The organism is Niallia circulans (assembly GCF_007273535.1).
Lineage (GTDB): Bacteria > Bacillota > Bacilli > Bacillales > Cytobacillaceae > Niallia > Niallia circulans_B.
This window is the reverse complement of sequence record NZ_RIBP01000004.1, coordinates 1,498,822-1,511,268: the sequence shown is the minus strand read 5'-3', so window position 1 is coordinate 1,511,268 and position 12,447 is coordinate 1,498,822. Positions and strand designations below refer to the sequence as shown.

Here is a 12,447-nt window from a genome sequence, read left to right as displayed (position 1 = left end):
TGAGCAATGCTCCTTTGTAGTATTTGTTAAAGGCAATTCTGTATCCCCGTTAGGCACAAAACAAAAATAAGCTGATTGAAAACAATCGCCTTCTTCACAGGAAGCTGCAGTTGTATTCAATCAGCATAAAAATTTATATATTTAACTCAAGGGACAAGTATTTATATTCTAAATAATCCTCAATCCCATATTTTCCGCCTTCACGGCCAACCCCAGATTCCTTCACGCCTCCAAATGGTGCTTGTGCAACTGTTGGAAGAGGATCGTTAATGCCGATAATGCCATACTCTAAGCCTTCAGAAACTCGGAAAATCCGGGAAACATCATTCGTATAGAAATAAGCAGCAAGACCATATACAGTATTGTTAGCAAGTGCCACTGCTTCCTCTTCTGTTTCAAAATCAAACAGAGGCGCAACAGGACCAAACGTTTCCTCTGTTGCTATTTTCATGTCATGTGTTGCATGTGCAAGAATCGTCGGTTCATAGAAGTAGCCATTTTTAAATTGTTCACCTTCAGGCTTTTTACCGCCGGCTAACAGCTTTGCTCCTTTTTGAATCGAATCCTCAACATGTTCAATCGTCTTCTTCACAGCATTTTCATTAATTAGCGGACCAATTGTAATGCCTGTATCTAAACCATTTCCAACAACAAGCTTGGACATCTTTTTTGTCAGGATGTCTGCAAATTGCTCACTAATGTTCTTTTGTACATATACACGGTTTGTACAAACACAAGTTTGACCAGCATTCCGGAATTTACTTGCAATCACACCCTCTGCCGCCTTCTCAAGATCTGCATCTTCAAAGATAAGGAATGGAGCATGTCCACCAAGTTCCATCGAGATTTTTTTCATTGTATCTGCCGCTCGTTTTGCAAGCTCCTTCCCAACCCTTGTGGAGCCTGTAAATGTAATTTTACGAACATCTGGGCTTTCCATCATGGCGTCACCAATTTCCTGTGGCATACCATGAACAAGATTCAATACACCCTTTGGCAATCCGGCATCATGAAATGCCTTTAACACTTCAATAGCAGTCAAAGGTGTTGACTCTGCCGGCTTTATCACAACCGTACAGCCTGCCGCAAGTGCCGGGGCTATTTTTCTTGCAATCATGGCAATCGGAAAATTCCAAGGTGTTATCGCGCCAACTACGCCGACTGGCTGTCTTAACACAAGAATTCTTTTCGTCGGTGAACTAGACGGAACAGTATCACCATATATACGTTTTCCCTCTTCTGCATACCAATCAAGATATTCTGCCGCAAGCTGTACTTCACCAGCACTTTCAGCTAATGGTTTCCCCATTTCCATCGTAATTGTTTTCGACAAGGAATCAACACGAGAACGAAGGATATCTGCTGCCTTCTTTATATATACATATCTGTCCTTTGCAGTTAGCTTTGACCAGGCAGACAATGCCTCTTTTGCAGCAACTATTGCTGCTTTCGCGTCTTTTTTTCCGCCTTTTGCTGTTTCCTCAATAAGCTCCCCTGTCGCAGGGTTAAGGACAGGATACGTTTCACCGCTATTTGCCTCAACCCATTCTCCATTTATATATAACATAATGAAATCCTCCTTTTAGCTTATCAGGCAAGCTTCTAATTTATGATTGCTTGAATATGAGAGCTATAAACGCTTCATCCAGCTCCTGTCTTCTCAAGCTTTTGTTATTTTTCCACTGGCCAATAACAAAAGCTTGTTTTACTACATCTTTTCTATTGCTTACCGCCTTCAAATTAAGAATTATCAAGGAGCTCGAATGCAGGCATTAAAGACCTCTGCCTCACCTGTTGCATGTTTATTTACTTGTTTGATTAATTAAGTTCTGTTCCATTTTAACAGATTGTCCATGCAGCACCCCTTGGAGATGCTCATACTACCATAATTTACAACTGAATTAGTTTATAACACATAACAAAAAGGAGCGGTTTCCCGCCCCTTTACTGTTCTAAATTATCTGCAAGCATATCATGTACTTTTTGTTTTTCTTCATCTGAAACGACTAAGTAATAGGTGCCTGTTGAAGTATCACCTGTTCCTGTGACCTCATACTGTTCAATATTATTTCTTGCACCACGATAGTTCTTTTGAATATCCATCATTTCATCAAAAGTCATGTTTGTTTTAACATTGCTGCCAAGTACATTTAATATATCATCAAATTTAGACACGGATGAAATACTTGCCGCTTTATTGATAATTGCTGTCAGCACTTTACGCTGGCGCTCATTCCGACCAAAGTCACCATTTGGATCAAGATGACGCATACGAACATAACCGAGAGCTTTCGGACCATCTAGCTGGATGTTTCCTTCCTCATAATGATAGCCTTTTTTATAATAGCCTTCATCAATCCAGTCAAGTTCATTGTTCACAGTAATTCCGCCAACTGCATCTACAAGGTCACTTAATGCTTCCATATTCACTTGTGCATAATAGTCAATATCAATGCCTGTGAAGTTCTCGACTGTATCAAATGCCATCTTCACACCGCCATATGCGTAAGCTGCATTGATTTTTGTCGTTTTGCCTTCACCGATAATTTCTGTTTTTGTATCCCTTGGAATGCTAACGATTTGCATTTTTTCTGTTTTCGGATTAACTGTCATCACCATAAGCGTGTCAGAACGGCCAACATCTCCTTCTCGCTCATCCACACCCATCAATAAAATCGAAATTGGCTTTTTATTAGAGAGGTTTGTTTCTCTCTGTTTTGCCGCAGATTGATCCTCTTCTGCCACTGGCTCATACATCTTGTCTGCAGTCTTTTGCACGTAATGATAAAGATAGGCTGCATATCCACCAATTCCCAGTACAAGCACGGCAATAATAGAGCCGATTGTTATCAGGACTTTTTTCTTCATATTATTTCTCGCTTTCTCGTCAAAATATTTACCATCATAGCAAATTAACATTAAAAATAAATGAAAAAAAGACAATTTCCTCCAAAATACGCTTTAATCAACAGGGAATATCCTGTTGATATAAAGTATTTGCAAAGAGCAGCCATCAATATACAAAAAACCTTTGTTGCCCATGTGCATTGCCCTTATATAAAAAAAACCTCAACCGAACTCATTCGATTGAGGTTAGTATTTCATTCCATTACCAAGTTGCTACACAGCCATCTGTTCTCGACTCTGTGCCGCCTGCAAGAACGCCGTTTTTATTACGAACAATAATCTGGCCTCTGCCGAAGGAACCAGAGTCAAGTGCCCATTGCACATCGTGGCCTTTTCGTGCCAATGCGTGTGCAATATGCTCTGGGAAGGACGGTTCAATCTGAACGACCTTTTTCTCGACCCATTGCCAACGCGGCGCATCTAATGCTGATTGCGGGTTAAGAGAAAAATCAATCAAGTTCATTGCTACCTGTAAGTGTCCTTGTGGCTGCATAAAGCCCCCCATTACGCCAAACGGTCCGACTGCTTCATTGTCTTTTGTGATGAAGCCAGGAATAATCGTATGGTATGTTTTTTTACCAGGTACAAGGGCATTATCATGGTCTGGATCAAGACTGAAGCCGTGTCCTCTGTTTTGCAGGGCTATCCCTGTTTCAGGCACAACAACTCCTGAACCGAATCCCATGTAGTTGCTTTGGATAAAGGAAACCATATTACCATCTTCGTCCGCTGCCGCTAGATAAACTGTTCCGCCCTTCGGAGGATTGCCTGGCTCTGGCTCAATTGCTGTTTCACCAATAAGTCCCCGTCTAGCTTTAGCATATTCGTCAGATAGAAGATCAGCAGTTCTTACACTCATTTTGTCTTCTTCCGTAATATATTTAAGACCATCTGTGAACGCAAGCTTCATCGCTTCAATTTGAAGATGATATGTTTCAGGTATTTCCTTTGCTGCAAGCTTATCATCTTTCAGCGTATTTAACGCCATCAGTGCAATCAGACCTTGACCATTAGGCGGTATTTCCCAAACATCGTAGCCTTTGTAATGAACAGAAATCGGGTCGACCCATTCAGGTGAATAGGACTCTAAATCTTCCTTCCTAATGTAACCGCCATATTTCTTAGAAAAGGCGTCTATCTTATCGGCAATTTCCCCTTTATAAAATGCTTCACCATTTGTTTCTGCAATAGCACGAAGAGTTTTGCCGTGATACTCAGACTTCCATATCTCCCCGATTTTCGGTGGCTTGCCATCTGGCGTAAATGTTTCAAACCAATTTTGATAAACGTCATCTGTACAAGATTTTGAAAATGTTTGATAGGCTTTCTCCCAGAAGTGTCCTAATGTCGCAGAAACAGGATATCCTTCCTCCGCATATTGAATGGCAGGCTGAAGGACCTCTGATAACGGCAACTTTCCAAATTTCTTCGATAGTTCTGCCCATGCCGCAGGTGCGCCAGGCACAGTAACTGGTGTCAGACCATACTTAGGCATCTCTTCATGGCCGGCATTTTTTACAGCATCTATAGAAATGGCACTTGGAGCAGGGCCACTTGCATTTAGTCCATGCAGCTTATTGTTAATCCAAACTAATGCAAAGGCATCTCCGCCAATTCCATTGGATGTTGGTTCAACAACTGTTAAAGCTGCTGCTGTTGCGATAGCAGCGTCAACTGCATTGCCGCCTTTTTTCAAAATATCAATCCCAGCTTGGGCAGCAAGGGGCTGGGATGTAGCTACCATCCCTTTTTTCGCATATACAGTATTTCGTTTTGAAGGGTATGGATTATAAAGCGGATCGTGATTTAGCATAGTGCCTCCTGTTATGTATGTATTGGGCCTGAGTTGTCCCGTCTTATAAAGAAAATTTATAATTTTCTATTATTTTAACATAAGATTCACCACTTCTACACGGCAAAATAAAAAAAAAGCGACAGTCTTGATGTTTTCACATCAAAACTGCCGCCTTAAATAAACAAAAATCCCCCTGCTGCAAGCAGGACAAGCAATACAAGAATGACACCATATTTGCCGAACAAAAGTGAAAGCTTACCGGATCTTTTCCGCTTCACTTCCTTTAAGAGTTTCTTGAATGATTGAGATCTGATTGCCTTTAATTTGCGCTGATAGTCTTTATTCTTCCAAATCGAATTACGGTCTCCAACCAAATAGCCCTTTAAAGCACGAACGTAATTGCCATCCTGCATTCCGTATTTTTTGTAAGACCACATGATATACTCAAGCATTTGTGTATCAGAGCTATAAATGGCAAGAAAGGCAAAAAGCTTGTCATGGTCTATTCTGCTTCCTTCACTTCTTTGGAAAAATAGCACAAGTCTTTCAAATGGCTGGAAGAGTCCACCTTCTTTTATCATGTTTTTGCCAGCTTGTTTCGTATCTTCCAGCAAATAGCTATCTACAAGCTCTGTTAAGCTCTCTACATGATCTATGTTTTCAAAAAAAGCAGCATGAAGAGCATGAAGAAGTCCAAATATCTCACCCTCCACCCCTTTTTTGTAAAGAGCACTATCCTCCATGGCATGTGCAGACAGAAACAGCTCACCAAAGATGCGGACATCCTCTAGCTGCAGCCGCTCTAATTGAGCAAGCTTTAAAAGCTCGAGTTTTATATCTGGCATTACAGCTCTCACAAATGCAGGATGGATGCTGTTTTTCCATAAGAAATCAAAGAATTTTTCTGCAATCGCAAACGGCCTGCTGCTTATTTTCACTTCAATTAGCAGCCGTTTTTTCACACGCTTGACAAATTCTTTATCATCAATAAAGAATACATGCGCATGCAAAAGATTTGCCATATTAGAAAGATAAGCTTCGAATGATTGACGCTGGCTGAGCTTATCATCTAAATGAAGGGATATTATCTCTTGATAGGAGCCTTTTATATCATCCATAAATGTCAGAACCTGCTTATATAATCGTGGGTATTTATCTAACATGGACCAAAGCTCTTTGCACAGTGGCTCCTCATGATAATAAGCCAATGTTCTTACGGTAAACTCCACTGCTTCAACGAGGCCGGTAATTTGATGGATATCAAACACTGCCTTCATATACTCTTTCGTAATCAAGCCATCCTTTTGTAGCTTTTCACGTTGCAGTATTTTTCCCGTTATCTCGATTATTTCGGGTTTTTCTTTATGATTTATTTGCAGCAGTGCTAATAAAAGCTGTAAAATTCCAAGCTTATCCCGTTCGTACCCGTCATAATCCATAACGTCGAGCAGGTAGATGGCGCATAAGCGGTCATAATAGCTGATGTTCAGCTGATCATTTAGCTTCAGCCCTTTAAGCGCCCTTTCTGCAAAAAGAAAAAAATCATCCAATTTAGAAGCTGTCTGCAGGGCATCATATGCAAAATCGAGGTATTCATGTTTCTGTCCTTCCATATCCACACCACTTATTCTTTTCTTTGTAAAATCAAAAACAAATTGATTTTCGAATACATGATTTCTTAACCGGATGCTGCCTTGCTCCACAAACATAAGGTGAACATTTTTTTGTTTTGCTGCCGCTTTCTGGAACGAAACAGCGCCAAAAACCTCTCTTGCAGCATAAGGCAAATGTATGTACAGCAATTCTAATAATGTTACTGCATGCCTATTTTGCTCTGTAATCGGTATGTCTAGCGATACATAGACGGTTTTAGCGCTTTCTGCCGCTGATAAACAAGCATATAACAGCTTTTTAAAGATGCTTTCATCTATTTTCAGGCTATAGAACAACTCCTGCTTTTTCCTGAATATATTTTCTGCTTTTTCACATGGAATATCCGTTAATTCTTCTAAAGCTTCTTCTCTGCCTATATCGTAATTGCTTAGAAACTGCGTTTGAAAAATCATTTCTGGACTTCTAACCCACTCTCCCTTACGCTCTGTCGGGATAATATACTGGTGGGTAAAAACTGACCTTTCTGAAAGCAGTAACTGAGCTTGTCCAATAACAAGCTCCCCTGTTTCAGGCTGGAGCAATTGGAAGGATGGAGGATCGTCTTCCTTCTTCAACTCATCACTTAAAAGTGGCTGAAGATTCGTTTGGATAAATTGTTCATCAAGATTCGGGGTGCTAAAAGCTGCATCAGATCCTTCCCCCTCAAGTAATAAGCCTTTTTTGACCTTTTTGTACATATACTGCTGGATCAAGCTATCGCTCACATAGCGCCCCTCCCTTTTGTCTAATCATGCTGAATTTACTTTCATTTGCAATGTTAGTTCTTCTCTATCAAATTAGTTTTTTATTTGTCATATAATGCAAATATTACACTATATTAGTACTATCGTAAACGGATTATCACTAGTATAATAGAATGTTTTGCAAGAAAGTTTGTAGAGCAAATACATATCGCACAAAAAAGGCAGGTCCATATGACGGAGCCTGCCTACAACGAGATAGAAATATGAGCTTTTGCCTTTAAAACTGCCTTATAAATTCCGAAGCCAGCAAGTGCACCAATCGTGTTTAAGATAATATCATCCACATCACTCCACCGGTATTTCATGAACCATTGAATTGATTCAATTACCGCTGATAAACAGCAGCCGGCAACAGTAGTAAGGATTACATGTCTAAATTTCGGAACAGCCATTGGCAGAAAAAAACCAAAAGGCATAAACAAGGCGATATTGCCAAAATTATTGACCACAAATGTAAAAACAGATCTATCCACAAACATTTCCTTTATCATCAAAAAAGGGATGAAATTATGGCCGCCTTCTTCAATTCCAATCCCTAAATAGCGGTTTGGGAACATCGTCATGTAAAAGATAAAACATACGGATACAAGCAGCATGCCATTTATCAGCCTTTTCTTTTCACTTATCTTGACCACCTACTTCATCAATATCCAAGACCCTTAAATGAGTTTTGCTTATCATATCACATTTTCCAATATTTCCATAAAACTAACGAAAAAAAAGAGAGCTTGCCTTTTTATAAGGCACGACTCTCACTTTCCCGGCTATTATATTAATTTCTGTCTGTTTCTTCATGATAAAAAAGCTCTTGATAGTACGCGATAGCAAAATCAAAAAAATACATCAACGAAAATCTTTCTGAGGAAAACCCTGTTTTATCATGGCTGTCGCCATTTAAATAATAAACAATGTCTGCCTTATTTAAAAGGTTCGCATCCCTATTATGTGTTATAAGGATGACTTTTGCCCCACTTTCTAGCAGCTGTCTCATCAGCTCCTCATTACCTGCAATAAATCGCCCTGACGGACTTACAACAACCGCAACAGAATATGCATCCAAATCCGCCATATCTGTCTTTTGTTCCTGCACATCTGAATAAGCGCTTACAAACTTTCCTAATCTAACAAGCCTGAATTGAAAATCCTGTGCAATTGCCTGTGATAGCTGTGTCCCATAAAAGGAAACCTTATTTGCACGATGGATACACTCCATGATTTCCTGTACTTTCTGTACATCAATCACATTTTCTGACGCCTTAAGCCAGCCGACAATCTTTTCATAAAGAACTTTTTGCAGCAATTCCCCAATCTGCTCTGGATTCTCCCGGTTTTGACCAGGCTGGAAAGCAGGAGCGGCATCCATCACACTTATTTTGGCATAATCCTTAAACTCCTGAAAGTTTTTATAGCCTATTCTGCGGCAAAACCTCGTAACAGCAGCAGGGGATGTAAAACAGGAGTCTGCCAATGCACTTATATTCATATCCGGGATTTTATAAACGTCCCGCAGCAATGCCAATGCGATGGTGTAATTCGTGTCCCTTGTCTTATGGTTATTAATAAAATCCAAAAGCCTAAAAATAATATCTTTCATTTGATCACCACTTGCTTATTAGTATCTGTCTTTAATGTAACCCCTGCCATCCTTACTAGTTTTATTTTGATTTTTCGAGCATGAAAATGCAAGCCTTTTGATAGACAACAACAAAAAACTGCTCCAATATTGGAACAGCCCCTGTTACTTACTGTTTACTGCGAAGCTCATTAATTACTGCCATTACATCAAGGTCTCCAAGCTGATTTGCCAAGGCATCCTGATATGTATGATGAGCAGAATTTCCGATTGCATTTAGTTCTCCTGTTTCCTTGGCAAGGCGTAAGTCCTTAGCCATATGCTTTAATGCAAAGGCAGCTGGATACTCGTCCTCGAGAATTGCTGGTGTCTTCATTTTCGAAATGGCAGTTCCAACTGCACTTTCGTTAATTATTGTCAGCATGTCCTCCAATTTAATACCTTGCTGCTCTGCGAACAGAACTGATTCCGCAATGCCTTGAACAGTAATGCCAAGAAGCAGGTTAATCGCAAGCTTGGCGTTGCTGCCAGACCCGCTTTCGCCTAAGTAAATCGACATTTTGCCGATTGGCTCAAACAGGTTCTTTACCTTGTTGTATGTTTCTTCTTCGCCACCTGCGAGTACAAGCAGCTTCCCTTCCTTTGCAGGGGCAACACTGCCTGAAACAGGAGCATCTATAAAACCAATTCCTTTATCCTTCGCTGCTGCATATAATTCCTTAGAGGTAGCTGGTGAAACTGTGCTCATATCAATAAATACTTGTCCGGGCTTTGCTGTTTCTAAAAGCTTATTGGAGAAGTATAAATCCTTAACTGCCTCATCATCCGATACCATTGTGAAGATAACATCATTTTCTTGGATAAGCTCTTCAAGCGTTTTTGCCTGCACAGCGCCAGCAGCAACTAGCTCAGTAGTTTTCGATGCAGTCCTGTTGAATACTGTCACATCGTAACCTGCCTTTAACAGATTCATAGAGATTGGCACTCCCATATTTCCTAAACCGACCCAACCTAACTTCATCACTATAGCACCATCCTTATGGATAATTTTTCTTTCATTTTACCATACCAAATAGTGCAGACAAGTGTTGTACCTCTCTTAGGACATATAATCAAGAATAAGAGATGTCAGGAGGCCCAATGCTGTTATTAAACCCGTTATTGACCCACCTTCTTCATACGCCTCTGGCATCATCGTTGATCCAACCATGGCAATAATGCCTCCACCAGCAAATGCACCGATCGCAGCCATTAATTCCTCTGATGCATGGTCAAGAAATACATAACCACAGAAGGAGGAAGCTGTTGAAATGACGAGTACACTAATCCACAACACAAGAATTTTCTTTTTTGAATAATTGCTTTTTAATAGACCTGTTGTACTTGAAAGTCCTTCTGGAATATTACTTATAAAAATAGCTATAACTAGTAATGCACTCACACTATTTTGACCGATTAAGCTTGCGCCAATCATAATCGATTCAGGAATCGCATCCATGACAGTCCCGATAAAAATCGCTATTCCAGATTGATTGCCTTCCTTGTCACCTGTCGACCTTTTCCTGTCCTTTGCACCTTTGCGTGACACTAGCAAGTCCAATCCAAAAAAGACGACTGCTCCAGCCAAAAACCCTAAGCTTGTCGGCAGCAAGCCTCCGCTTTCAACTGCATCACCTAGCAGCTCATATGTAGATGCACCAATCAACACCCCTGTACCGAACGCCATAATAAACCCAATGATTCTTCGTTTAATCGGCAGCAGCAGTGCAGCCAACGCACCAAGCAAAACAGCCGAACCGGAAATACCGCCCCACATCGCCGCAGACCACATGCGAATCCCTCCTTATTTTGTTTCTCTCTTGTATCTTTCTCTTTTTTCGTTTCATTAAAACCAGCGTTAGTTGCGTGCGAGCGATTATTCCACAAAAAAAAAGTACAGCTAAGCTTGCTGTACTCTATCTATCTTCTATATTATGTTGCAGCATTTCTCTGTCCGCCTTAACCTTAGAACTTTTACTTTATCTTTTTCTTCAAGCCTTTATTTCTACTTTTTCTATAAATCAAGCTGTATGTCTGCCACGAAGTGTCCAAATTTGATAAACCATCATGAGTGACTTAATGATCGTTAAGTAAGTCAGAACGACCCAGCCTCCCATCAAGTACGGCTCAATTGCACCTTGTACAGTAGCAGTAGTAAGGAAATCCCGGTAATTGTAGCACAGATAAACTCCTCCAGCTGCTAGCAATAAACAAAGTAAAATTCCTTGTGCGAGTTTGCTTTGTGTTTTCCCTGATTCTGCAGCGTATTGATTGGCCCAGCCGTCTTTCTTGTTTGCGGAAAGCTTACCAAGCCACACTTGACCAAATGTCATTAAGTTTACCCATAAATACAGTTCAGGGCTTATGAGCAAGCCTGCCATTATCACATCAATCGGACGATACATCGGCGTTTTCATTGCTAAAATAATATTTAAAAAAGATGCGAGCGCAATTGGTGTCAGCCAAATCCATGACCAATAATACTGATCTGTTGCAAGAGCAACTGCAAGTAACACGATGAACATCACACGGATCAGTAAATCGGAAAATAGTTTAACCTGACTGCGCCAGATTTTCCCCTTATGTCTTGTCTTTACATCCAAATCCTTATTTGTCAGCAATTCAACCGTACCTGAATTCCACTTATTTCGCTGCTCTCGGAAAGTATGATAAGAGCGCATTGCATCTACAAAGCATCTTCCCTTAGGACTTATAAGCGTCTTCCAGCCTGATTTCTGAAGCTGCCATGTGAGCAGCATGTCCTCAACATCACTGTCATTCTGCCACGGTCCATCCAGCTTATTGTTGTTAACAACCTCTTGTAACGCTTCTGGTCTGAACAATGTTGCTTGGCCGCCAAGAACATAGGTGCTTCCGCCATGATATTGAAGGTCAAGCAGCCAGCTTGCCATGTCTTGCTTTTGCTGATGTGTCCACCATCTTGACATTGGTCCGCCATATTCGCCGCTCGCAATTTTTTCTTCATAATATACATCGCTTTTGCTGAGCTGACTTTTTTTCTTTGGCATACGCATGGTGTATTTAGCCATAACACCGCCAATATTACGCGCACTCATAAGCCCATCCCATAAATACTTCAAACAGTTTGGAGCAAGTCTGCTGTCTGCATCCATCCCAAGTACTGCTTTAACGCTTTGTTTATAAACGATTTGTGATTCTGTCAGCTCTGTGTTATAAATGTCCATTAAATCGCCATATAATAGCTTCCAGCCTGAATTCAACGCACCTACTTTTCGAAGCTTGTTGCCCTCTGTCACTATTACCTTTAAATGCAAGTTGAATTCCTCTCCAGCTTGAATTGCCTTTTCCTCCGTACGGTCTGTGCAATTATCGGCAATGACATAAACATCTAGCTCAACACCCTTTGGCAGCAGCTGGTCGTTTAAGCCAGCTAAGCAGTCCCGAATCGATTTCTCCTCATTGTGTGCAGGAATTAATGCAATAATGCGCGGCTTCATATATGTCTTCTTTACACCAGGCATACTAAAAATCGACATTTTCCCTTCTTCTTTTTCCAATAACAATGCCATAAAATCACCAACTCTCTTACATGTTTTTTTTATAGAATACCTATCATATTTCGTTCACTATATAGAACAAAATGACTAAAAAAATAGGTGATACAGTTTGTTTTCATACAAGAATAAAATTGTTCTTAACTAAGAACATATTAACATCCAAATGCTTTCCCGTCA

At 40.4% G+C, this 12,447-nt stretch carries 9 protein-coding genes; all 9 read right to left on the bottom strand.

Features of this window, described 5'->3' with window-relative positions:
- Positions 1-133: 133 nt before the first annotated feature.
- The 9 genes from CEQ21_RS15415 to CEQ21_RS15375 all read right to left on the bottom strand — a co-directional run bounded on the left by CEQ21_RS15415 (position 134) and on the right by CEQ21_RS15375 (position 12,282).
- Positions 134-1,567 (bottom strand): NAD-dependent succinate-semialdehyde dehydrogenase, encoded by a 1,434-nt coding sequence (locus CEQ21_RS15415; RefSeq protein WP_185765287.1) that lies wholly within the window; start codon positions 1,565-1,567, stop codon positions 134-136.
- Positions 1,568-1,944: 377 nt separating this feature from the next.
- Positions 1,945-2,868, bottom strand: coding sequence for an LCP family glycopolymer transferase (locus CEQ21_RS15410; protein ID WP_185765286.1), 924 nt, complete (start codon positions 2,866-2,868; stop codon positions 1,945-1,947).
- Positions 2,869-3,109: 241 nt separating this feature from the next.
- Complete coding sequence (locus CEQ21_RS15405) at positions 3,110-4,720, bottom strand: gamma-glutamyltransferase family protein (protein ID WP_185765285.1); 1,611 nt, start codon at positions 4,718-4,720, stop codon at positions 3,110-3,112.
- Positions 4,721-4,875: 155 nt separating this feature from the next.
- A complete protein-coding gene (locus CEQ21_RS15400; RefSeq protein WP_185765284.1) occupies positions 4,876-7,080 on the bottom strand; it encodes a GAP1-M domain-containing protein in 2,205 nt (734 codons plus the stop codon).
- Positions 7,081-7,304: 224 nt separating this feature from the next.
- Complete coding sequence (locus tag CEQ21_RS15395; protein WP_185765283.1) at positions 7,305-7,754, bottom strand: VanZ family protein; 450 nt, start codon at positions 7,752-7,754, stop codon at positions 7,305-7,307.
- Between the two features lie 137 nt (positions 7,755-7,891).
- Positions 7,892-8,713 (bottom strand): MurR/RpiR family transcriptional regulator, encoded by an 822-nt coding sequence (locus CEQ21_RS15390; protein WP_185765282.1) that lies wholly within the window; start codon positions 8,711-8,713, stop codon positions 7,892-7,894.
- Positions 8,714-8,861: 148 nt separating this feature from the next.
- The gene (locus tag CEQ21_RS15385; RefSeq protein WP_185767291.1) at positions 8,862-9,713 is read right to left on the bottom strand and encodes an NAD(P)-dependent oxidoreductase; all 852 of its coding nucleotides are present in this window, start codon (positions 9,711-9,713) and stop codon (positions 8,862-8,864) included.
- Positions 9,714-9,791: 78 nt separating this feature from the next.
- Positions 9,792-10,523: a ZIP family metal transporter gene (locus tag CEQ21_RS15380; RefSeq protein WP_144453939.1), complete on the bottom strand. Its 732-nt coding sequence runs from the start codon at positions 10,521-10,523 to the stop codon at positions 9,792-9,794.
- Positions 10,524-10,752: 229 nt separating this feature from the next.
- On the bottom strand, positions 10,753-12,282 hold the full coding sequence (locus CEQ21_RS15375; RefSeq protein ID WP_185765281.1) for a glycosyltransferase family 2 protein: 1,530 nt from the start codon (positions 12,280-12,282) through the stop codon (positions 10,753-10,755).
- Positions 12,283-12,447: the final 165 nt, after the last annotated feature.